Source organism: Vibrio algicola, assembly GCF_009601765.2.
GTDB lineage: Bacteria > Pseudomonadota > Gammaproteobacteria > Enterobacterales > Vibrionaceae > Vibrio > Vibrio algicola.
On the sequence record NZ_CP045699.1, the window covers coordinates 376,837 to 399,177 of the forward strand.

General features: G+C 43.8%; 19 protein-coding genes and 1 other RNA gene. 16 read left to right on the forward strand and 4 right to left on the reverse strand.

Features of this window, described 5'->3' with window-relative positions; all coding sequences use genetic code 11:
- Positions 1 to 10: 10 nt before the first annotated feature.
- Genes GFB47_RS01660 through GFB47_RS01670 form a run of 3 tightly spaced genes read right to left on the reverse strand, consistent with a single transcriptional unit; the run spans position 11 to position 2,804 of the window.
- Positions 11 to 601, reverse strand: coding sequence for a phosphoheptose isomerase (locus tag GFB47_RS01660; RefSeq protein ID WP_153448104.1), 591 nt, complete (start codon positions 599 to 601; stop codon positions 11 to 13).
- 3 nt (positions 602 to 604) lie between these two features.
- Positions 605 to 1,000 (reverse strand): YraN family protein, encoded by a 396-nt coding sequence (locus GFB47_RS01665; RefSeq protein WP_153446057.1) that lies wholly within the window; start codon positions 998 to 1,000, stop codon positions 605 to 607.
- Entirely contained in the window at positions 957 to 2,804 is a 1,848-nt protein-coding gene (locus GFB47_RS01670) for a penicillin-binding protein activator (RefSeq protein ID WP_153446058.1), read from the reverse strand. Before GFB47_RS01670 ends, GFB47_RS01665 begins: the two co-directional genes overlap by 44 nt.
- Before the next feature lie 77 nt (positions 2,805 to 2,881).
- On the opposite strand from GFB47_RS01670, the gene rsmI reads away from it, so the two are divergent.
- From rsmI to lpxC, 16 genes are all read left to right on the forward strand, one after another.
- Positions 2,882 to 3,748 (forward strand): 16S rRNA (cytidine(1402)-2'-O)-methyltransferase, encoded by an 867-nt coding sequence (gene rsmI / locus GFB47_RS01675; protein ID WP_153446060.1) that lies wholly within the window; start codon positions 2,882 to 2,884, stop codon positions 3,746 to 3,748.
- A 65-nt stretch (positions 3,749 to 3,813) separates the two neighbouring features.
- Positions 3,814 to 4,250, forward strand: an RNA gene (gene rnpB, locus GFB47_RS01680) — RNase P RNA component class A.
- 444 nt (positions 4,251 to 4,694) lie between these two features.
- Positions 4,695 to 5,684 (forward strand): 16S rRNA (cytosine(1402)-N(4))-methyltransferase RsmH, encoded by a 990-nt coding sequence (rsmH, locus tag GFB47_RS01685; RefSeq protein WP_153446062.1) that lies wholly within the window; start codon positions 4,695 to 4,697, stop codon positions 5,682 to 5,684.
- A gap of 2 nt (positions 5,685 to 5,686) precedes the next feature.
- The gene (gene ftsL / locus GFB47_RS01690; protein WP_153446064.1) at positions 5,687 to 6,007 is read left to right on the forward strand and encodes a cell division protein FtsL; all 321 of its coding nucleotides are present in this window, start codon (positions 5,687 to 5,689) and stop codon (positions 6,005 to 6,007) included.
- Complete coding sequence (locus GFB47_RS01695; protein WP_153446066.1) at positions 6,004 to 7,755, forward strand: penicillin-binding transpeptidase domain-containing protein; 1,752 nt, start codon at positions 6,004 to 6,006, stop codon at positions 7,753 to 7,755. The genes ftsL and GFB47_RS01695 overlap by 4 nt, the downstream gene beginning before the upstream one ends.
- A gap of 2 nt (positions 7,756 to 7,757) precedes the next feature.
- Complete coding sequence (gene murE, locus GFB47_RS01700; protein ID WP_407701682.1) at positions 7,758 to 9,284, forward strand: UDP-N-acetylmuramoyl-L-alanyl-D-glutamate--2,6-diaminopimelate ligase; 1,527 nt, start codon at positions 7,758 to 7,760, stop codon at positions 9,282 to 9,284.
- Positions 9,281 to 10,744 (forward strand): UDP-N-acetylmuramoyl-tripeptide--D-alanyl-D-alanine ligase, encoded by a 1,464-nt coding sequence (locus GFB47_RS01705; protein ID WP_153446069.1) that lies wholly within the window; start codon positions 9,281 to 9,283, stop codon positions 10,742 to 10,744. Before murE ends, GFB47_RS01705 begins: the two co-directional genes overlap by 4 nt.
- On the forward strand, positions 10,741 to 11,823 hold the full coding sequence (gene mraY / locus GFB47_RS01710) for a phospho-N-acetylmuramoyl-pentapeptide-transferase (protein WP_153446071.1): 1,083 nt from the start codon (positions 10,741 to 10,743) through the stop codon (positions 11,821 to 11,823). Before GFB47_RS01705 ends, mraY begins: the two co-directional genes overlap by 4 nt.
- 40 nt (positions 11,824 to 11,863) lie before the next feature.
- On the forward strand, positions 11,864 to 13,231 hold the full coding sequence (murD, locus tag GFB47_RS01715; protein ID WP_153446072.1) for a UDP-N-acetylmuramoyl-L-alanine--D-glutamate ligase: 1,368 nt from the start codon (positions 11,864 to 11,866) through the stop codon (positions 13,229 to 13,231).
- Between the two features lie 59 nt (positions 13,232 to 13,290).
- On the forward strand, positions 13,291 to 14,538 hold the full coding sequence (gene ftsW / locus GFB47_RS01720; RefSeq protein ID WP_153446074.1) for a cell division protein FtsW: 1,248 nt from the start codon (positions 13,291 to 13,293) through the stop codon (positions 14,536 to 14,538).
- Positions 14,525 to 15,589: an undecaprenyldiphospho-muramoylpentapeptide beta-N-acetylglucosaminyltransferase gene (gene murG / locus GFB47_RS01725; RefSeq protein WP_153446076.1), complete on the forward strand. Its 1,065-nt coding sequence runs from the start codon at positions 14,525 to 14,527 to the stop codon at positions 15,587 to 15,589. Before ftsW ends, murG begins: the two co-directional genes overlap by 14 nt.
- Positions 15,590 to 15,599: 10 nt before the next feature.
- On the forward strand, positions 15,600 to 17,066 hold the full coding sequence (murC, locus tag GFB47_RS01730; protein ID WP_153446078.1) for a UDP-N-acetylmuramate--L-alanine ligase: 1,467 nt from the start codon (positions 15,600 to 15,602) through the stop codon (positions 17,064 to 17,066).
- A gap of 166 nt (positions 17,067 to 17,232) precedes the next feature.
- Entirely contained in the window at positions 17,233 to 18,006 is a 774-nt protein-coding gene (locus GFB47_RS01735; protein ID WP_153446080.1) for a cell division protein FtsQ/DivIB, read from the forward strand.
- On the forward strand, positions 18,006 to 19,280 hold the full coding sequence (gene ftsA, locus GFB47_RS01740; protein WP_194704536.1) for a cell division protein FtsA: 1,275 nt from the start codon (positions 18,006 to 18,008) through the stop codon (positions 19,278 to 19,280). The genes GFB47_RS01735 and ftsA overlap by 1 nt, the downstream gene beginning before the upstream one ends.
- 39 nt (positions 19,281 to 19,319) lie before the next feature.
- Positions 19,320 to 20,531, forward strand: coding sequence for a cell division protein FtsZ (gene ftsZ, locus GFB47_RS01745; RefSeq protein ID WP_153448105.1), 1,212 nt, complete (start codon positions 19,320 to 19,322; stop codon positions 20,529 to 20,531).
- A 100-nt stretch (positions 20,532 to 20,631) separates the two neighbouring features.
- Positions 20,632 to 21,552 (forward strand): UDP-3-O-acyl-N-acetylglucosamine deacetylase, encoded by a 921-nt coding sequence (gene lpxC, locus GFB47_RS01750; protein WP_153446084.1) that lies wholly within the window; start codon positions 20,632 to 20,634, stop codon positions 21,550 to 21,552.
- Between the two features lie 84 nt (positions 21,553 to 21,636).
- Here lpxC and GFB47_RS01755 read toward each other — a convergent pair whose 3' ends face one another.
- Complete coding sequence (locus GFB47_RS01755; protein ID WP_225874279.1) at positions 21,637 to 22,041, reverse strand: DUF721 domain-containing protein; 405 nt, start codon at positions 22,039 to 22,041, stop codon at positions 21,637 to 21,639.
- Positions 22,042 to 22,341: the final 300 nt, after the last annotated feature.

The following is a 22,341-nucleotide window of genomic DNA, read 5'->3' on the forward strand; positions in this document are numbered from 1 at the left end:
ATTGTCAAACTTACCCTTCGTGCGAAGGAAAAATCACTTGATCAATTAAATCGCACAAGCAATGCAGAGTGAGCATGTGGACTTCATGAATACGAGCGGTGCGGTGGGATGGAATACGGATCTCAACATCCGATTCACCGAGTAAGCCGGCCAGTTCGCCACCGTCTTTACCGGTAAAGGCAATAATGGTCATATCACGGGTGACGGCGGCCTCAACGGCTTTGATCACATTGCCACTGTTACCACTGGTCGAAATCGCAATTAACACATCACCAACTTGACCAAAAGCTCGTACTTGCTTAGAGAAGACTTCTTCATATTGGTAGTCATTCGCAATCGCGGTTTGCGAGATGTTATCGGCGGTAAGAGCCATGGCTGGTAGGCTAGGGCGTTCCGTTTCAAAGCGATTAAGCAGGCAAGAAACAAATTGCTGTGCATTGGCTGCTGAGCCACCATTACCACAACAAAGAATTTTATTGCCATTAAGTAAACTGCTCACCATGGCTTGTGCGGCATGAGTGATCACATCTGGCAGTGATTCTGCGGCGGCGATTTGAATTTGAATGCTTTCTTTAAAACTGTCACTAATGCTGTCGAGCATCATTTATCCTTGAGTAATGGCATTTTTGATCCAGTTAATGTCTTGCCCTTGTTGCTGAATGGCGATGACATCAAAACGAAATGAGGTGGTTTCGGCTGACAGACGTTGTTGCTTTAACCAAATCATGGCGGTCTTGATCAGCTTTTGGCTTTTGGCATAGGTCACCATTTCAGCGGCGTGACCATAATGACTGTGTTTGCGATATTTGACTTCAATAAACACGAAAGTATCACCATCTTGCATGATGAGATCAATTTCGCCCAATCGAGTGTTGAAGTTGGCAGCAATAAATCGATAACCTTGGCGAGTTAAATATTGTTTCGCCAAGGTTTCGTATTGTGAGCCAATGGCTCGCTTATTGTTGGTCGTCGTTGTCTTGCTTTGACTGAAAAGCTTCATGCTCAGACCAGCTTAATTCACGTTGCACCACACAGTTGCTATCAATGCTCAATTTGCCCGTTTCACCGTTAGCTTGGTAACCTGGTACCACTTTCATGCTAGGTAGAGCGTTGATTAAGCTATAAGAATCCATGCCTAATGCATGCAAACGTTTTTCAGTGTTACTGCTGTTTGGCCATAATTGGTCATATTGTTTGGCGGCCGCATCGTCTTTGTTAATTAACATTGGAATATCACTGTAAACAATACCAGAAATATCTTGATATTGACGCACTTTACCGTTGTTGCTCAATGAATTGGAGAACAATTTAGGCGGTTTAGCATCGGGGTTAATCGCCACTTCAATAAATGGTTTGATTAGCGTTAACTGTGAACGAGACGCGGCAATGTAAACCGAGTCGATATCACGACGGCTGCGAGCTTCCGTCTCTAGGTCCATATAAGCAATTTGTTTGATTTGATTGATACGCACTTGGCTTTCAGTTAAACCAAACGCTTTATTAACATTGGCTTGTAATTCAGCGCGGCCACCAAAAGCTTGAGTGGCGGTTGGAGTATTGCTGTATTTCGCCCATGCGGTATTAAAGGCATCGGTGATACGAGTTCCTAATGTTCCTTTCGGAGCAAGGACTAATGGGTATTTAAAACCATTTTCAAATAAGTGTTTTGCTGCCTGTGCAGCTTCTTGTTCAGGCGATAAGGTTAGGTAACAAACTTGCATACCTTCTTCCGCTTGATCAGGGAAGTTAAGCGCCAGCATTGGAATCGCACCATCATCGATATCTTGTAGTTTTTCAACATTATCTTTAATTAATGGGCCGACAATGAAATCAATTTTATCGGTTTGCATTTGTTGATAAATTGCCGCCATATCGGTGTTTGACGTATCATATACCGTCATAGTAAACGCAGGATCACGGCTGCTATCATCCGTCATCGCATGAATAAAACCATCACGAATAAGCTTAGCGGACTTTTCATATTTTCCGCCTAATGGTAGTAATAGTGCTACATTTTTAGGCGCGACAATACTCAGATCAAGGATCGCTTGAACATCAGCTGGCGTATCTAACACAATTGCCTGGCTTGGGTTGGCATCAAACCACTGTTGTAGGTCACTCTGCAGTTTCATTGGATCGTGTATTTTGGTTTTCATTTCAACCGCAACATACAACCAACCTTGCAATTCAACTTCGTTATCTTGCGCGTTAAGTTGCACAACTTCTTCAGCAGAATATTGATTTAAGTTGGCCCAAATACGTTGATTAATAGCAGTGATATCAGCTGGTGCTTGACTGGCGATTGATTGAGAGGCTTTTAATGCAATTAATTCACGATCGGCATTAAAGAAGTCTTTGCCATCTTCAAGCCATTGTGCACGCAAAGTATGGTAGCGAGCCCATTGATTATCGGCCAGTTTCCACTGTGGTTTGAAATTTAAAATTTTCAATGCGGCATCAGAGCTATCGGTGGTCGCTAACATTTGTGCGCGGGCGATTTGCCATTCTGCTTGTTGGCTTTCATTTAATGGCAGTTTGCCTAAACGAGTTACCAAGGCTTTACCTGCGTCGTAGTTTTGTTCAATCACATCGGCTTTTAAGGCCATGATCAACCAGTCGGTTTGCTGCGCCACTTCAAGCGATTGAGCTTGAGTTAAGTAGGCTTTTGAACTCTGACTTGGGGCTGTGGTGATATCAACCTTTCCCTCGTTCGGGTTGGAAGAACATGCCGCTAGAATGAACATCAATACAATTGAAGTAAATAAGCGTGATACACTGAAGCTCTTGTGATTCATAATTTTCATGCGTTCTTATTCTTAGTTTGTAAGATAGTCATGTGAAAGATAGTCTCTATATTAATCGCTCAAGTGATGGTAAACAAATGATAGATAACAAAACCGCTCTTTTAGAGCATCCTGCCTTATACATTGTCCCAACGCCAATTGGTAATCTTGGCGATATTACCCAACGGTCATTAGAGATTTTACACCAAGTTGACCTGATTGCAGCAGAAGATACAAGACATACAGGTCGATTGTTATCGCATTTTGGCATCGCAACCAAAACTTATGCTTTACATGATCATAACGAACAGCAAAAAGCGCAAGTTTTAGTTGAAAAAGTCCTCGCCGGTGATTCTATCGCATTAGTGTCCGATGCGGGAACCCCTTTGATCAGCGATCCAGGGTATCACTTAGTGACAAAATGTCGTCAAGCTGGGGTTAAAGTTGTGCCATTACCGGGCGCATGCGCAGTGATCACGGCGTTAAGTGCTTCGGGTTTACCGTCTGATCGCTTTAGTTTTGAAGGCTTTTTCCCAGCGAAAAGCAAAGGGCGAAAAGATAAATTATTAGAAATCATTAAAGCAGAACGTACCTGTATTTTCTATGAATCGCCACATCGCATTACTGATTCTTTGGCCGATATGCTCGAAATTTTAGGTCCAGAGCGTGAAGTTGTGCTTGCGCGTGAGTTAACAAAGACTTTTGAAACTATTCATGGCGCGCCATTAGGTGAGCTAATTGACTGGATAGAGCAAGACTCAAATCGTAAGCGCGGCGAAATGGTATTGCTTATTCACGGTTACCGTGAAGAGAAGCAAGAAGATGCGATCCCCGATGATGCATTAAGAACTTTAACCATTTTAGTTAAAGAGTTGCCGCTTAAAAAAGCAGCAGCATTAGTGGCCGAAATCCATAATCTCAAGAAGAATGCTCTATATAAATGGGGGCTTGAGAACCTAGAATAAATTATAGTAATGAGAATATACTGGAATGCCTTGTCTTCGAAGGTGGTTTGCGTATAATTCGCCGCGGAGTTGACTGGATAGTCGCTGCTTCGTTGATGTCCTTTTTGGTAGCAATACCAAGGGAGACTGTCGGAGGGGAGGAAAGTCCGGGCTTCATAGAGCAAGGTGCCAGGTAACGCCTGGGGAGCGTGAGCTCACGACAAGTGCAGCAGAGAGAAGACCGCCGATGGCTTAATTCCGATCCTTTCGGGGAGAAGATAAGCACAGGTAAGGGTGAAAGGGTGCGGTAAGAGCGCACCGTGCGTCTGGCAACAGTTCGTAGCAGGGTAAACTCCACCTGAAGCAAGACCAAATAGGCCCTCACATTGCGCTGCTCGCGTAAGGGGGCGGGTAGGTTGCTCGAGCCAGTGAGCGATTGCTGGCCTAGACGAATGGCTATCACCGTTTTTCTTTTTAGGAAGGGAAGCGGAACAGAACCCGGCTTATGATGTCAACTCCACTCATTGATAACCCACCGCAGTCTCTCTGCGGTGGGTTTTTCTTTATCTATAGCCGTCTTACTTGAAGCTGCAGCTTTGTTGGCTGCGCAAACTCACCCCAATCACTTAGGCAAGCTAAGCTCATGGGGCTTCGTTTGCTTGCCGCCTCACTGCAACTTCAATTACTTTGGGTATATAGCCTGCGAAATTGCAGTCGCAGCTTTGTTGATTAAGTTCATTTACCTTAAATTGAATTAAGTTTCTAAGTCATATAATGGCTTTTCTACCTGATTGAAATATTGCATATTGCATCCAAAATAATGGCCGTTTTTACCTGTGTTTAACCAAATTGATTTAATTTGACATAAACTTAGCGTAAATCATGTCATATCTCCGCTCTTTTCTTGCGTTGAGTGCGTGACATGAATATCCTAGTCAACTAATCATTAATTGAGTTAATTACTGCTATGACCGATACCTTTCAACACGTTTCTGTACTTTTAAATGAATCCATCGATGGGTTAAACATTAAACCAGATGGGATTTACATTGATGGTACGTTTGGTCGTGGTGGTCATACCCGCAATATTTTAGCTCGTTTGGGTGAAAACGGCCGCTTATACAGTATCGATCGCGACCCACAAGCGATTGCAGAAGCCGCCAAAATTGATGATCCTCGTTTTACCATTGTGCATGGGCCATTTTCTGGTATTGAAAGCTACGCCGAGCAATATGACTTAGTCGGCAAGGTTGATGGTGTGCTATTTGATCTTGGTGTGTCTTCACCGCAACTTGATGATGCCGATCGCGGTTTCAGCTTTATGAAAGACGGCCCACTTGATATGCGTATGGATCCAACCTCTGGACAATCGGCTGCGCAATGGTTAGCGGATGCCGATCTGGATGATATTACTTGGGTACTTCGTGAATTTGGTGAAGAAAAACACGCGCGTCGCATTGCTAAAGGGATTGTGGCCTATCAACAAGAATGTCGTGAAAATACCGATAAAGCGCCATTAACTCGTACTGGGCAACTGGCTAAGTTGATATCAGATGTTGCGCCTAAGAATTTTAAAGAGAAGAAACACCCTGCCACTCGCAGTTTCCAAGCCATTCGTATTTTTATTAATAGTGAGTTAGATGAAATTGATTTTGCCTTAAAAGGCGCGATGGCCATCCTAGCGCCAGAAGGTCGTTTATCGGTGATCAGCTTTCACTCGTTAGAAGATCGCATGGTAAAACACTTTATGCGCCGTGAGAGTCGTGGTCCACAAGTGCCGCATGGCCTACCACTGACCGAAGACCAAATTAAATTGTTGGGCTCAGCCAATATGAAAACCGTAGGCAAAGCGATTAAACCGACTCAATCAGAAGTCGATGTGAATACTCGCTCGCGCAGCTCAGTGCTTCGTATTGCTGAAAAGCTCGATAAACCCGCCACTGACAGCACAGATTAAACATGACTATTCAGACTCCGCCTAGTTTACCTCGAGCAATATGGAATGACTTATCGTCGATCGGTAAGTTGCCATTATTGTTGTTGGTGCTGATTTTTGCCACGTCAATTGGGGTGGTGTTGACTACTTATCAAACCCGAGGCCAAATTACGCAACGGGATAACCTACTCGAAAGTCGAGAAAAACTAGACAGCCAATGGCGAAATCTGATCTTAGAAGAAAACGCCCTTGCCGAGCATACTCGAGTTCAACGGATCGCAATCAAAGATCTTGATATGAAACGACCGGATTCAGATAAAGAAGTGATTGTGAACCTGAAATGAAAAAGCCAACCAACAAAAAAGTGAAAAAAAAACAACCTAAACGTGTTGTGAAGAAAAACACTCCAATCCTGATTACCTGGCGCTATAACCTAGTGCTGGGTTTTGTGGTTTTAGCGCTACTGACTTTAATTGGCCGTACCGCTTATATTCAAGTTATTCAACCCGATCAATTAATTGAACAGGCCAATATGCGCTCAGTGCGAGTTAAGGCGATCCCGACTGCGCGTGGTATTGTGTCCGATCGCAATGGTGAGCCGCTGGCGGTAAGTGTTCCGGTGCAAGCGGTATGGGCAGATCCTTACACTATCTTTAAAGAGCATGGATTGGATGAAATACAACGTTGGTATGCGTTAGCCAATGTTTTAGGGCTAGATCAAAAAGGTTTAGTGGCCAAAATTGAAAAAAACAAACGCCGCCGCTTTATTTATTTACAGCGCCAAGTTAGCCCTGCGATGTCTAAATATGTGCGTGAACTAAAATTGCCGGGGATTGGGCTTAAAGATGAGTCTCGCCGTTTCTACCCATCAGGCGAAGTAAGTGCACACATAATCGGTGTCACTGGCATTGATGGTCACGGTCTTGAAGGCTTAGAGAAAAGTTATGATAATTGGTTAACTGGAGAAGCGGGTAAAAGAACTATTCGTAAAGACCGCTTTGGTCGGGTCGTCGAAAACATCTCACTGCAAACTCAAAAGCCGGGTAAACCGCTGCAACTGACGATAGATCAGCGTGTTCAAGCGATCGCTTACCGCGCCATTAAACAAGCAGTAGCCGATTTCCGTGCTACTTCGGGAACTGCGGTATTAGTCGATGTCAAAAATGGCGACATTCTTGCTATGGTCAATGCACCGTCTTATAACCCTAATAATAAAGAACAACTGCAAAGCTTTCGGATGAGAAACCGCGCCATTACCGATTCAATTGAACCGGGCTCAACCATGAAACCTTTTGTGATGCTGGCCGGTTTGGATAAAGGCATTATCGACAAAAATACTATTATCGATACTGGTAATGGCATTATGCGAGTTGGTGGCAGCCGAGTCCGAGATTCTGAAAAAGCCGGTAAAGCCTCACTCACCACTATTTTGAAAAAATCCAGTAACGTCGGGATCGCGACCATCGCGCTGCGCATGGATGTACGGGATGTCCTCAGCATGTATAGCGGTGTTGGTTTTGGTAATATTTCGGGCACCCAATTGCCGGGTGAAGTGACCGGTATCTTCCCTGATCGTCGTCGTTGGTCACCATTTGAAGAAGCCACATTGGCGTTTGGTTATGGTATCTCGGTAACGCCACTGCAATTGGCGCATGCTTATGCCACATTAGGCAATATGGGTATCAACATGCCATTGCACATTTTAAAAGACGGTCATCGTTCGGGTAAATCTTTCCGCGCTGCCGATGCTGATGCGGCTCGTCGCGTGATCAATATGCTTGAGCAAGTTACGCATAAAGGCGGTACGGCAGTTGAAGCCAAAGTGCCAGGTTATCGTGTGGGCGCTAAAACTGGTACTTCTCGTAAAGCGAAAGCAGGTGGTTATAGCGATCAATATGTTGCGCTTACCGCCGGTATTGCCCCAATCAGTAATCCACGCTTGGCGTTAGTGGTGGTGGTGAATGAACCGCAAGGCGATCAATTCTACGGCGGTTCGGTAGCCGGCCCTGTATTCTCTGAAATTATGAAAGGCGCATTGCAGATCTTAAATGTTACCCCCGATGCTACACCCGAATCTGAGGTAGGAGAATAACCATGCCGCATACTTTAACCTCATTATTAGCACCGTGGGCGCAATTAGAACTTAGCGCAGAGCAAGATGTCGCGGTAGCTCAACTGCAATTAGACAGTCGAAAAGTAACTAATGGCGATGTGTTTGTGGCGATCAAAGGCCATGCGGTTGATGGACGTCGATTTATTGATAAAGCGATCGAACTAGGCTGCGCGGCGGTGATTGCCGATGCGAGCGAGCAATATCCTGATGCGACGGTTGAGTTTCGACAAACAGTTCCGGTTATTTACCTCGACAATATTGGTCAGTGTTTATCGGCTCTGGCGGCGCAAATTTATCAATACGCGCCAATGCAATTGATCGGCATTACCGGTACTAATGGCAAAACCACCATTTCTCAATTGATTGCCCAGTGGGTTGATTTAATTGGGAAAAAAGCGGCGGTGATGGGCACTACTGGTAATGGTTTTTTAAATGATTTACAACCGGTGATCAATACCACTGGCAACGCGATTGAAATTCAACAAATGTTGGCACAATTCCAACAACAAGGCGCAGACTACGCGGCACTTGAAGTGTCATCGCACGGCTTAGTGCAAGGGCGAGTCAAAGCACTGAACTTTGCGGCGGGTGTGTTTACCAATTTAAGTCGTGATCACTTAGATTACCATGGCAGCATGCAAGAATATGAGCGTGCGAAATTTCAATTATTTGACCGCCATGATTGTCAACATCAAATTATTAATGCCGATGACAGTGTCGGCCAGCAATGGTTGGCTCAACTGCCCAATGCGGTAGCGGTTTCTTTATCACCAATCGAGCAACTACAAACATCTCATCGTGCGCTTTGGGCCAATAGTGTAACTTATTCTGAGCGCGGTATTCATATCGAACTCGATGGACATTGGGGTAAGGCGCAACTCGACACCCCTTTGATTGGCGATTTTAATGCCAACAACGTGATGGTGGCATTGGCAACTTTATTAAGCTTAGGTTTTGAACTTAATCAATTGGTTTCAGTTGCCGAAAGATTAGTGCCTGTAGTGGGACGAATGGAGTTATTTCAAGCTCAGCCTGACGCTCATGATCAAGCGGTATCACCGAGCAAACCGAAAGCGAAAATCGTGATTGATTACGCTCATACACCGGATGCACTTGAAAAAGCCTTAATGGCATTACGAGTACATTGCACTGGTAAGTTGTGGTGTATTTTTGGTTGTGGTGGCGATCGTGATACTGGCAAGCGCCCGATGATGACTGAAATCGCTGAGCGTTTAGCAGATCATTCGATTATTACCGATGATAACCCTCGCAGCGAAGCCCCAAGCCTTATTGTGGGTGATATGCTACAAGGTGCGCTTAACCCTAAAGTAATTAACATTATCCATTCTCGTTTTGAGGCGTGTGAATATGCGCTGCAACACGCAAGTGATAGCGATATTATTTTAGTGGCGGGCAAGGGGCATGAGGATTATCAAATCATTGGTGATAACACCATTCATTATTCTGACCGAGAAACCGCCTGCGCGTTATTAGGACTGACATTATGATTTCATTTTCTCTGCAACAATTAGCAGACATTACTGGCGGTCGCTTAATCGGGCATGATGCTCAAACGAGTGCGAGCATTCAAATTACCTCTGTCACCACCGATACTCGTCAGGTGGAAGCTGGTGCTTTATTTGTGGCATTAATTGGTGAGCGTTTTGATGCACACGATTTCTGTCAGCAAGCGTTGGATAATCAAGCCGCTGGACTATTGGCTTCAAAGTCATTAGATCTGCCAATTGCACAAGTGGTGGTAGAAGATACTCAAATCGCACTGGGCTTACTGGGCGCTTGGATGCAGCAGCAATCTCACGCTCAAACACTGGCATTAACGGGCAGTTGCGGTAAAACCACGGTTAAAGAAATGTTAGCGGCGATTTTAAAGCAAAAAGGGCAAGTACTGGCCACCAATGGTAATTTTAATAATGAAATTGGGGTGCCATTAACCTTATTACGCAGTCAAACCAATGACGATTATGCCGTGATTGAGCTCGGTGCGAATCATTTAGGTGAAATTGCTTACACCACCCAATTAGTGAAACCGAGTGTGGCGTTAGTCAATAATGTTGCGGCGGCGCATTTGGAGGGCTTTGGCTCGATAGATGGGGTGGCAAAAGCCAAAGGTGAAATTTTCCAAGGTTTGCCATCTGGTGGTACTGCGATTATTAATCTCGACAGCAATGGTTTAGAACATTGGCAAGCCACGCTGAGCGATAAAAACGTGGTGACTTTTTCTGAACAAAACCCACAAGCTGACTTTTTTGCCCAAGATATTCAGATGCAAGACAATGGTCAAGCAAGCTTTACTTTAGTGTCTCCACAAGGTCGTGCCAAGGTTTTATTACCTATGATTGGTCAGCATAATGTTGCCAATGGCTTAGCCGCAGCAGCGATGGCGACCCAAGTTGGCGCGAGCTTAGATGAGATTGTTCAGGGTCTGCAAACTTCAACCAATGTATCAGGACGAGTGGAAGCGATTGAACTGACTGATAACATCCGCTTAATCGATGATAGCTACAATGCCAGCGTTCCAGCCATGAATGCGGCGGTGGACTTACTGGCTAATTATTCTGGTAAGCGCTGGTTGATCTTGGGTTTTATGGCGGAATTAGGGCAAGAAAGTGTTGCACTGCATCGTCAAGTCGGCGAGCATGCGGCGCAATTTAATTTTGACTATGTCCTTACTTTTGGAGAGGATACCGCGATAATTAGCCAAGTTTGTCATAATGAGTACACTTGTAGTCGGCATTTTACCTCACATACCGCTATGATTGAGTTTATTATTAAGCATTTAAACACGGATATTCAAAAACGCGATATTCAAACAGCAGCAACACAACCATTAACTAACCCTCTATCAATAGAGGAACAAGCAGAATCTAAACATACTTTACTGATCAAGGGAGCACATAGCTCTCAAATGAGTTTGGTTGTCGCTGCTTTAAAGGAGAACTACGCATGATCATTTGGCTATCAGAGTTATTGCAGCCATATTATTCTTTTTTTCGCTTATTTGAATATCTTTCATTTCGCGCAATTTTAAGCATTATTACCGCCTTAGTGTTATCGCTATGGATGGGACCTAAACTTATCCGACGTTTACAACTTTTACAGATTGGCCAAGTGGTGCGTAACGATGGGCCAGAATCTCACTTTAGTAAGCGCGGCACCCCAACCATGGGCGGGGTGATGATCTTAGCATCCATTTCAATCACGGTATTATTATGGGCAGACTTGTCTAACCCTTATGTGTGGGCGGTTTTAGCTGTGTTGATTGGTTATGGCATTGTGGGTTTTGTTGATGATTATCGCAAAGTAGTACATAAAAATACTGATGGTTTGATTGCCCGTTGGAAATATTTTTGGCAGTCAGTGATCGCGCTTGGGGTTGCCTTTGCTTTATACGCCATTGGTAAAGATACCTCTGCGACATTGTTGGTTGTGCCTTTCTTTAAAGATGTTATGCCACAACTTGGCTTAATGTATATCGTATTAACCTATTTTGTTATTGTTGGAACCAGTAATGCGGTGAACTTAACCGATGGTTTAGATGGCCTTGCGATCATGCCAACCGTATTTGTTGCGGCTGGCTTTGCGGTTATTGCATGGGCGACCGGTAATGTAAACTTTTCTGAATATTTACATATTCCTTATATTCCTCATGCCAGTGAACTCGTGGTGGTGTGTACTGCGATTGTTGGTGCGGGCTTAGGTTTCTTATGGTTTAACACTTACCCTGCGCAAGTCTTTATGGGCGATGTTGGTTCGTTAGCATTAGGCGGCGCATTAGGTACGATTGCGGTTTTGGTTCGTCAAGAATTTGTCTTGGTGATCATGGGCGGGGTATTTGTAATGGAAACCTTGTCGGTTATTTTGCAAGTGGGTTCGTATAAATTACGTGGTCAACGCATTTTCCGTATGGCTCCGATCCATCACCACTACGAATTAAAAGGTTGGCCAGAGCCGCGTGTTATCGTGCGTTTTTGGATCATATCAATGATCTTGGTATTGATTGGTTTAGCGACATTAAAAATTCGTTAATATCATTTTTATATTACTTTAAGTTAAGGGATTAAGCGCGATGTCGAATGCTCAAGCATCACACTGGCAAGGTATACAACAAGTGGTTGTGGTTGGCCTTGGTATCACTGGTTTATCGGTGGTTAAGCATCTACAAGCACTCCCTTACAATCTCACCATAAAAGTGATTGATACCCGTACTACGCCTCCTGGTTTAGACGAGCTTGATGATTCGATTGCAACTCATATTGGCAGTTGGCAAGCACAATGGTTGCTTGAGGCTGATTTGATTGTGACTAACCCTGGTATCGCATTAGCCACAGCTGAAATTCAAGCGGCGCTAGCCAAAGATATTCCGGTGGTAGGTGATATTGAGCTATTTGCTTGGGCGGTGAATGCCCCAGTGGTGGCGATCACAGGTTCCAATGGTAAAAGCACGGTGACCGATTTAACCGGTGTATTAGCCAAAGCGGCCGGTATCAATGTCGGTGTGGGCGGTAATATTGGCGTGCCAGCATTAGAGCTGTTGCAACAAGACTGCGAGCTGTATGTACTCGAATTGTCGAGTTTTCAATTAGAAACCACCTCTAGCCTTGAGTTAGTAGCGGCAGCGTATTTGAACTTGTCTGAAGATCACATGGATCGCTATCCTGGTGGCATGGCAGATTATGGCTTAGCCAAACAACGTATTTTTAAGCATGCTCAAACTGCGATTGTGAATCGAGATGATAAAGCCACTTATCCCGAATCTGCAGTCAATCCAAACATCGACACTATTAGCTTTGGTTTTGATGATGTTGAATTTGGTTTAATCCAAATGATTGATTCATCAAAAGAAAAGAGTTGTGAATTTCTGGCTAAAAATGGCCAAGCATTATTGGCGGTTGATGAACTCAGTTTAGTCGGTCGGCATAATCTCAGTAATGCGTTAGTGGCACTGGCGTTGCTCGATTGTGTTGGTGTGACATTAAAAGATACATTTTCCGTGTTAAAAGCTTACGCAGGGCTAACACATCGATGCCAGTTAGTTGCCGATAATGGCGGAGTGAAATGGATCAATGATTCTAAAGCCACTAATGTTGCCAGTACGCTTGCCGCTTTGTCTGGCTTACAGCTTGATGGCTGTTTACATCTATTAGTGGGTGGTGTGGGAAAAGGGGCGGATTTCTCCGACCTTGCGCCAGTATTAGCGACTCTTAATGTTCAATTGCATTGTTTTGGACAAGATGGCGATCAGTTTATGCCCCTTCACCCTTCAGCTCTGCGCTGGGATAATATTGATCAAGCCATCGCGGCGATAGCGCCAAGTTTAAAGTCGGGTGATGCGGTTATGTTATCTCCGGCTTGTGCCAGTTTTGATCAATACCGTAATTTTATGGCGCGTGGCGATGCCTTTACTCAGTTAGCTTTGCACTACGCGAAGCTTTGATTTTGATTCTGGTTAATGCTGATGGCGTTAACCTATAGCGATTTTTCCAAAGGCTCATTGTGGTTAAAACCAAAGTACATAATTTAAGTAAAGGTGTTAAAGGCTGGGTTAGTAAGCCTTCTCAACCTGTTCTTTACGATCGACAAATTGTTTGGTTGGCATTTGGTTTAATGCTAACTGGCTTAGTGATGGTGACTTCGGCATCGTTTCCGATCAGTACTCGCCTAACTGGTGCTCCATTTCATTTTATGGTGCGTCACGCGATCTTTTTGTGCTTATCTTTGATTGCTGCTTTTGTGGTGATACAGATCCCTCTGGCTCGCTGGATGAGACACAGTGTGCATTTGTTGCTAATAGCGATGTTTTTATTATTAATTGTTTTAGTTGCTGGACACTCGGTAAACGGCGCCTCTCGCTGGATCCCATTAGGATTATTTAATTTACAGCCGGCCGAAGTGGCCAAACTGTCGTTGTTTATTTTTATGTCAGGCTATTTGGTACGTAAAAATGATGAAGTACGCGATTCCTTCTTTGGTGGTTTTATTAAGCCACTTATCGTGTTTGTCTGTTTGGCCTTTTTATTATTGCTACAACCGGACTTAGGGACGGTGGTGGTCATGCTGGTCACCTTGTTTGCGATGCTATTTATAGCGGGTGCCAAGCTAACTCAATTTTTGTCACTATTGGTGGCTGGCATTATTGCAGTCGCTGGTTTGATCATTAGTGAGCCTTACCGTATGCGACGCATGACTTCGTTCTGGCATCCATTTGCCGATCCGTTTGGTAATGGTTATCAGCTCACTCAATCGTTAATGGCGTTTGGTCGTGGTGATTGGTTTGGTCAAGGTTTGGGTAACTCAATTCAAAAGTTAGAGTACCTACCTGAAGCGCATACCGATTTTGTGTTTGCCGTTATTGGTGAAGAGCTTGGTTTTATTGGCGTGGTGTGTGTGTTGCTGATGATTTTTGCTCTAGTCTATAAAGCGTTAAACATTGGACGTAAAGCATTAGAATCGGGCGAAATTTTTGGCGGATTCCTAGCGGTGAGTATTAGTATTTGGTTCGCCTTTCAAACTTTGGTTAATGTTGGTGCTGCGGCAGGTATTGTTCCAACCAAAGGCTTAACCTTACCTTTGATCAGTTATGGTGGCTCCAGTTTAATTATTATGTCGGTTGCGGTAGCATTATTACTGCGAATTGATTACGAATGCCGTGTGGCGGCGTTGCAACGTGGTGATAAACCGGCAAAAAAAATGCCATCTTCGAAGAATAACCAACAAGAATCTGATAACCATGAAGAAGAATAAACGCTTATTAGTCATGGCTGGTGGCACTGGAGGGCATGTATTCCCAGGGCTGGCAGTGGCGAAACAATTGCAAAGCCAAGGTTGGGAAATTCGCTGGTTAGGCACTCCCGATCGTATGGAAGCCGATTTAGTTCCGCAACATGGTATTGAAATTGATTTTATAAAAGTCAAAGGCTTACGTGGACAAGGCGTCGCTAAATTGATTAAAGCGCCTTTTCAAATTATCAATGCTATTTTCCAAGCGCGTAAACATATTAAAGCATGGCAACCTGATGTGGTTCTTGGCATGGGTGGCTATGTGAGTGGTCCTGGCGGTGTTGCGGCTTGGATGTCAGGTATTCCTGTGGTGCTGCATGAACAAAACGCGGTGGCAGGGCTGACGAACCAGTGGTTATCGAAACTGGCCAAACGTGTGATGCAAGCATTTCCTGGAGCCTTTCCTGAGGCCGAAGTAGTCGGTAATCCGGTGCGCCAAGATGTGGTTGCTTTATCTGCGCCTGAAGACCGCTTTTCTGAACGAACGGGTCCTATTCGCATTCTAGTGATGGGAGGGAGCCAAGGGGCGCGTATTTTAAATACCACCTTGCCACCAGTGATGAAAGCACTTGGTGAAGGTTATACGATTCGCCATCAAGCGGGCAAAGGCCAACAACAGATGGTCGAAGTACTGTATCAAGATAATCAAGTACAAGACTATCAAGTCAGCGAGTTTATCGATGATGTGGCGCAAGCTTATGGTTGGGCGGATGTGTTAGTGTGTCGCTCTGGTGCTCTCACCGTTTCAGAGGTTTCCGCTGCTGGTGTTGGGGCTATTTTTATTCCCTTTATGCATAAAGACCGCCAACAAGCACTCAATGCTGATCACCTAGTACAATGTGGCGCAGCATTAATGATTGAACAACCTGAGCTTACGGAACAAGGCTTAGCACAACAATTAAAACAACTGGATCGGACTCAGTTACTTACCATGGCACAAAAAGCCCGCCAAGCGGCGATCCTTGATGCCGATACCCGTGTTGCTGCCGCCATTATCGCGGTATGCAAAGATTGAGATTAAAGCCATGTTAACCAAACAAAATACAAATTTATCTGAACTACGTGCCATGGTGCCAGAAATGCGCCGAGTAAAATGCATTCACTTTGTTGGTATCGGTGGTGCTGGTATGAGTGGTATTGCCGAAGTATTACTTAACGAAGGTTACGACATTAGTGGTTCAGATCTGGGCGAAAATCCAGTCACGCAACGCTTAACTGAAAAAGGTGCCACCATTTATTTTGGTCATCAAGCCAGTAATATTGAGCATGCCAGTGTGGTAGTGGTCTCAACTGCGATTTCAACCGAGAATCCAGAATTAGTTGCTGCTAAAGAAATGCGAATTCCAGTGGTGCGCCGCGCCGAAATGCTGGCGGAGCTGATGCGTTTTCGTCATGGTATTGCGGTGTCTGGCACCCATGGCAAAACCACCACTACCGCTTTAGTAACGCAGATTTATTTTGAAGCAGGTCTCGATCCAACTTTTGTTAATGGTGGTTTGGTGAAAAGCGCGGGTACTAATGCGCGTTTAGGTTCAAGCCGTTACTTGATTGCCGAAGCCGATGAAAGTGATGCATCATTCCTACACTTGCAGCCGATGGTGAGTATCGTTACTAATATTGAAGCCGATCATATGGAAACCTATGGCGGTGACTTTGAAACGCTCAAGCAAACCTTTATCGATTTTCTACATAATCTGCCATTTTATGGCCAAGCGATAGTGTGTATTGACGATCCTGTGGTACGTGAACTTATTCCGCGTATTAGCCGTCAAGTGATCACTTATGGTTTCTCTGAAGATGCGGATGTTCGCTTAACCAATTATCGTCAAAATGGTCAACAAGGTACATTTACCGTGTTGCGTCAAGGTCGTAAAGATCTAGATATTACGTTAAATATTCCAGGTAAACATAATGCCTTGAATGCTTCTGCGGCTATTGCGGTTGCTACTGAAGATGAAATCAGTGACGAAGCGATTGTTCGCGCATTGGTGAGTACAGAAGGGACTGGTCGTCGTTTTGATCATTTAGGCGAATTTGATACCGGTAATGGTCAGGCTATGTTAGTTGATGATTATGGTCATCACCCAAGTGAAGTAGATGTGACCATTCAAGCGGCTCGCTCTGGTTGGGAAGATAAACGTTTAGTTATGATTTTCCAACCGCATCGTTATAGCCGTACCCGTGATTTATACGATGATTTTGCTAATGTATTGGAAAAAGTCGATGTGCTCATTATGCTCGACGTTTATTCTGCTGGTGAAAAACCAATTGCAGGCGCAGATGGTCGTGCATTATGTCGCACCATTCGCAGTCGTGGTAAAATTGATCCTATCTTTGTATCTGAAGTGGATACTCTACCGTCAGTATTAGCTAATTTAATTGAAGATAATGACTTAGTACTTACGCAAGGGGCCGGTGATGTGGGTAAAGTTGCCAAGAAATTAGCCGACTTGAAGTTGAATATTGCTAAAATGAAAGTAAAGAGTGCGTAAAATACTGTATTGTTGTAGTGGACGAATAGCTATTGGTCAGTATAATCGCTGACTAGTAGGCTTTTTAAATGGCAATGATGACCAATAAGCATTCAATTGATAAATGTTGCATTAATATTGATAGGTTTTGCATTAATAATATAAAGCTTTACGGCGCATGGTGAACATGACTGTCGAGGATTTTGATAATCCACCAACCCCATCAACTTCCACTAAAGATCATTTCTTTGGTGGTGTGTTTTTATTGTTGGTGGTGGTGTCTATTATTGCGGTTCTCTATTCCACTGTCAGTTGGATGACTGATGCTGAGCGATTACCATTATCTCAAGTGATGGTCGAAGGGAAATTAACTCACGTTAAACCCAGTGAAGTGCAACAAGCGTTATCTCAAATCCCTCATATGGGAACATTTATGACGCAAGATGTTGATACCCTACAAGCTGCTGTCAAAACCATTCCTTGGGTTAAACAAGTTTCGATTCGTAAACAATGGCCCGATTTGGTTAAAGTTTATATTGTGGAATACCAGGCTCAAGCCATATGGAATGGGAATTCATTACTCAATGATGAAGGCCATGTATTTAATGGTACACCGGCAGATATTGAAGGAAATATCGTTAATCTGTATGGTCCTGATGAAGAAAGCGAAAAAGTATTATCGGTTTGGAAACAAAGTAATAAATTGCTAAAACCGTTAGGGCTTAATATTACTTCGGTAGTATTAAATGACCGACGTGCATGGCAAATGATTTTAGATAATGGAATTCGATTAGAGTTAGGCAAAGATGCTCGTGATAACCGCTTACATCGCTTTGTGCAATTATACCGCCGTTTAGGCGACAAAGCCGATCAAGTCAGTTACATCGATCTCCGATACGACACTGGTGCCGCCGTTGGGTGGATTTCAGATGATGATTCAGCACAAGAGAGTAATAAATAATGAAGGCGTCAGAAGGAAATATTGTCGTTGGTCTTGATGTAGGCACTTCAAATATCGTGGCATTGGTAGGCGAAGTTCTACCAGACGGGCAAATTAATATTATTGGCTCGGGTGAAGGTCTGTCGAGTGGCATGGATAAAGGGGGCGTTAATGACCTTGAATCTGTGGTTAAATCGATTGAACGCGCGATCAATCAAGCCGAATTAATGGCGGAATGCCAAATTAGCAATGTTTATCTTTCATTGTCTGGGCGACACATTGCCAGCCGAATAGAAAAAGGCATGGGCGCAATTTCTGATGAAGAAGTGGTACAAGAAGATATAGATCGCGTTATTCATACCGCTAAATCGATTAAAATCGGTGAAGAACAACGTATTTTGCATGTGATCCCACAAGAATTTACCATTGATTACCAAAAAGACATTAAAAATCCACTTGGTTTGTCTGGTGTTCGTATGGAAGCCAGCGTTCATTTGATATCATGTCATAATGATATGGCTCGAAATATCGTTAAAGCGGTTGAACGCTGCAATTTAAAAGTCGAACAATTAATTTATTCTGGCCTAGCATCCAGTAATGCTGTGATCACCGATGACGAAAGAGAACTTGGTGTTTGTGTGATCGATATCGGTGCGGGTACTATGGAAGTCTCTATCTGGACCGGTGGTGCACTGCGTCACACTAAAGTTTTTGCTTATGCAGGTAATGCAGTTACCAGTGATATTGCTTTTGCTTTTGGTACACCGGTCAGCGATGCGGAAGAAATCAAAATAAAATTCGGTTGCGCATTGAGTGAATTAGTCAGCAAAGACGATACGGTCAACGTTCCAAGCGTTGGTGGTCGTCCTTCGCGAAGTTTGCAACGTCAAACTTTGGCAGAAGTGATAGAACCCCGATATACTGAATTAATGGGTATGGCCAATCAAATCATTGACTCGACCCAAGCTAAATTACGAGAAGATGGTCTTAAGCACCATTTAGCTGCTGGTGTAGTATTAACTGGTGGCGCTTCACAGATTGAAGGTTTAGTGGAGTGCGCAGAGCGCGTATTCCGTAACCAAGTAAGAATTGGTAAGCCCCTAGAGGTCAGAGGGTTAACTGACTATGTTAAAGAGCCGCATCATTCAACGGCGGTTGGATTATTACATTACGCCAAAGACAGCCAGTTTTATGATGAGAATGAATATCAACAGTCTGCACCGAAACAACGCTCCGGTGCATCATTGGCTGAACTCATTCAAAAGCTGCGTAATTGGATAAAAAAAGAGTTTTAACCTGAGGCGAACAGGGAGAGACGGAGAGCACACATGTCAATGTTTGAACCAGTAGAAATGTCTGATGACGCAGTAATTAAGGTCGTTGGAGTAGGTGGCGGCGGCGGTAACGCTGTCGAGCATATGGTCCGTGAATCCATCGAAGGCGTGGAATTCATTACGGTAAATACCGATGCTCAAGCACTACGAAAAGTCAGTGTTAGCAATGTTATTCAAATCGGTGGTGATATCACTAAAGGTTTGGGGGCTGGTGCTAACCCACAAGTTGGGCGTGATTCTGCATTAGAAGATCGTGAAGCGATTAAAGCTTCATTAACCGGTGCGGATATGGTCTTTATTGCTGCCGGTATGGGTGGTGGTACAGGAACTGGTGCAGCACCTGTTATTGCTGAGATCGCGAAAGAACTAGGTATATTAACGGTTGCGGTTGTGACTAAGCCATTTAGCTTTGAAGGTAAGAAGCGTATGGCTTTTGCTGATCAAGGTATTGAAGAGCTGTCTAAACACGTTGACTCATTAATTACCATTCCAAACGAAAAGTTACTGAAAGTACTCGGTCGTGGTATCACTTTGCTGGAAGCTTTTGCTAAAGCGAACGATGTATTGAAAAATGCGGTTCAAGGTATTGCCGAGCTGATTACTCGCCCTGGTATGATCAACGTCGATTTCGCCGATGTTCGTACTGTTATGTCTGAAATGGGACATGCGATGATGGGTAGTGGTTACGCGAAAGGCGAAGACCGCGCTGAAGAAGCATCTGAAATGGCGATCTCTAGCCCATTATTAGAAGATATCGACTTAGCGGGTGCTCGTGGTGTATTGGTTAATATTACCGCAGGTTTCGATATGCGTTTAGAAGAGTTTGAAATTGTGGGTAACACAGTAAAAGCTTTCGCATCTGATAACGCAACCGTGGTGATTGGTACTTCACTTGATCCCGATATGACTGACGAAATCCGTGTTACTGTTGTTGCGACAGGCATTGGAAAATCTCAACCACCCGAGATCACTTTAGTCAAAGGCGGTAGCGTACAACAGCAACCTGCCATGAATGTGCAACCGGCACAAGCAGCAGCAACAACGCCAGCGCCAGAAGAAAAGAAACCAGAACCTATGGTTCGTACGGCTTCAGCGCCAGTAAGTCGCCCAGCGAGTTCGTCGAGTGTAGAGACAAACACAGCGAAAAAACCAGATGAAAATGACAGTGGCTATCTAGATATTCCTGCATTTTTACGCAATCAAGCTGATTGATATTCAAACAATTAACTTGATGCGTATCGAAAATATGGTAACATATCTGACCACTCATTCTTATGGCTGGTATTTGTGTAGCATGAAAAAGGCAGATTAGATGATTAGACAACGTACTTTAAAACAAGAAGTTAAAACGACTGGTGTGGGTCTCCACTCTGGGCGTAAAGTTACGCTTAATCTACGTCCAGCGCCAGCAAATACTGGTATTATCTATCGTCGTACAGATATGAATCCACCAGTGGATTTTCCATCTGATCCTAACTCAGTACGTGACACTGTGTTATGTACCGCTTTAGTTAATGACGATGGTATACGCATCTCAACGGTTGAGCATTTAAATGCAGCATTGTCTGGTATGGGTATCGACAACATCATTATTGAAGTTGACGCACCTGAAATTCCAATTATGGATGGTAGTGCCAGTCCGTTTGTTTACTTGCTGCAATCAGCAGGTATTGAAACACTAAATGCAGCCAAACGTTTTATTCGTATTAAAAAACCCGTACGCGTAGAAGACGGTGATAAGTGGGCAGAATTAGTTCCTTATGACGGTTTCCGCATGGATTTTGAGATCGAATTTAACCACCCAGCGATTGAATCAGATGAGCAGCACATGTTGTTTGATTTTTCTTCGCAAGCGTTTATTCGAGATATTTCTCGCGCACGAACCTTTGGTTTTATGCGTGATATTGAATATCTTCAATCACAAAACTTATGCTTAGGCGGCAGTTTTGATTGCGCTATTGTTTTAGATGAATACCGCATCTTGAATGAAGATGGTTTACGTTTTAGTAATGAGTTTGTGACCCATAAAGTATTGGATGCGATTGGCGACTTATACATGTCAGGCCACAGCATTGTCGGTGAGCTCCGCGCTTATAAAACCGGCCACGCACTGAATAATCAGTTGTTACGCGCATTACTTGCAAACCAAGAAGCTTGGGAATGGGCAACATTTGAAGAAGCTGCTGGATCTCCCGTTGCATTTGGTGACATCACCAATGCCGCGTTAGCTTAATCAATTAAGTTAATTTAAGAATTTAAAAAACCAGACCTCAAGTCTGGTTTTTTTTCGCCTGTTATTTAACATCAAGCTTCTCGGCTATTTTTTACCAAGCTTAGCTAATCGTTCAATTTGGCGCTTTAATTTTGGGGATGCCAGATCGGCAATCATTAATATAGATTGCGCTGCACTTTCACTTAATCCTGTTGGCTGGTATGGAGGCGTCGATTTTTCGTTGATAGGTTCGGCTCGATACAGATCGGGATTCACTTTAAACTCAACCCCACTTAACTTAGAAAATCCATTGGCGCGCAATTGAGACAGAATATGGATACGGTCATAATTTAATTTCATTTGCAGCGAGGCATTGGCCACTTCGATTAATAACTGACTATTTTTGATATTGGCGGCACGGCAATGAGGCCGAAAAGCGGGCGCTAAAATCGATTGCAAGGTTTTATTGATGGCGAGTATGTCACTGACATGCTGATTAAACTGATTCATACGAGGATCAGTGAATAAATCTTTGGTCAATGTTGGGCGATGGTCACGCATAATACTGGGTTAACTCTTGATATGACTCAGGTACAGTCTTTATTTTAACGTATTGAGCATAAATTTAAGTCAGGAATTTCAAAAAAAACGATGTGTGATCAAAAAAAGTGATAATCCCTTAAAACAAAGGCGTTTGTAGATAGAAGATAGCGGCAGAATCCCATACTATATAGCCACTAAAATTTATCCTTGAAAATACAGCACTTCAGCACCATATGATAATAAGACAACCTTACCAGTATTCTTAGT

What these genes read in the sequence shown, in the direction of transcription:
- GFB47_RS01695 (WP_153446066.1), top strand. Translation starts at nt 6,004, where the DNA reads ATGAAAAAGCCAACCAACAAAAAAGTGAAAAAAAAACAACCTAAACGT.
- mraY (WP_153446071.1), top strand. Translation starts at nt 10,741, where the DNA reads ATGATCATTTGGCTATCAGAGTTATTGCAGCCATATTATTCTTTTTTT.
- murE (WP_407701682.1), top strand. Translation starts at nt 7,758, where the DNA reads ATGCCGCATACTTTAACCTCATTATTAGCACCGTGGGCGCAATTAGAA.
- murC (WP_153446078.1), top strand. Translation starts at nt 15,600, where the DNA reads ATGTTAACCAAACAAAATACAAATTTATCTGAACTACGTGCCATGGTG.
- murD (WP_153446072.1), top strand. Translation starts at nt 11,864, where the DNA reads ATGTCGAATGCTCAAGCATCACACTGGCAAGGTATACAACAAGTGGTT.
- rsmH (WP_153446062.1), top strand. Translation starts at nt 4,695, where the DNA reads ATGACCGATACCTTTCAACACGTTTCTGTACTTTTAAATGAATCCATC.
- murG (WP_153446076.1), top strand. Translation starts at nt 14,525, where the DNA reads ATGAAGAAGAATAAACGCTTATTAGTCATGGCTGGTGGCACTGGAGGG.
- ftsL (WP_153446064.1), top strand. Translation starts at nt 5,687, where the DNA reads ATGACTATTCAGACTCCGCCTAGTTTACCTCGAGCAATATGGAATGAC.
- ftsA (WP_194704536.1), top strand. Translation starts at nt 18,006, where the DNA reads ATGAAGGCGTCAGAAGGAAATATTGTCGTTGGTCTTGATGTAGGCACT.
- GFB47_RS01735 (WP_153446080.1), top strand. Translation starts at nt 17,233, where the DNA reads ATGACTGTCGAGGATTTTGATAATCCACCAACCCCATCAACTTCCACT.
- GFB47_RS01665 (WP_153446057.1), bottom strand. Translation starts at nt 1,000, where the DNA reads ATGAAGCTTTTCAGTCAAAGCAAGACAACGACGACCAACAATAAGCGA.
- GFB47_RS01660 (WP_153448104.1), bottom strand. Translation starts at nt 601, where the DNA reads ATGCTCGACAGCATTAGTGACAGTTTTAAAGAAAGCATTCAAATTCAA.
- rsmI (WP_153446060.1), top strand. Translation starts at nt 2,882, where the DNA reads ATGATAGATAACAAAACCGCTCTTTTAGAGCATCCTGCCTTATACATT.
- GFB47_RS01670 (WP_153446058.1), bottom strand. Translation starts at nt 2,804, where the DNA reads ATGAAAATTATGAATCACAAGAGCTTCAGTGTATCACGCTTATTTACT.
- GFB47_RS01755 (WP_225874279.1), bottom strand. Translation starts at nt 22,041, where the DNA reads ATGAATCAGTTTAATCAGCATGTCAGTGACATACTCGCCATCAATAAA.
- GFB47_RS01705 (WP_153446069.1), top strand. Translation starts at nt 9,281, where the DNA reads ATGATTTCATTTTCTCTGCAACAATTAGCAGACATTACTGGCGGTCGC.
- lpxC (WP_153446084.1), top strand. Translation starts at nt 20,632, where the DNA reads ATGATTAGACAACGTACTTTAAAACAAGAAGTTAAAACGACTGGTGTG.
- ftsZ (WP_153448105.1), top strand. Translation starts at nt 19,320, where the DNA reads ATGTTTGAACCAGTAGAAATGTCTGATGACGCAGTAATTAAGGTCGTT.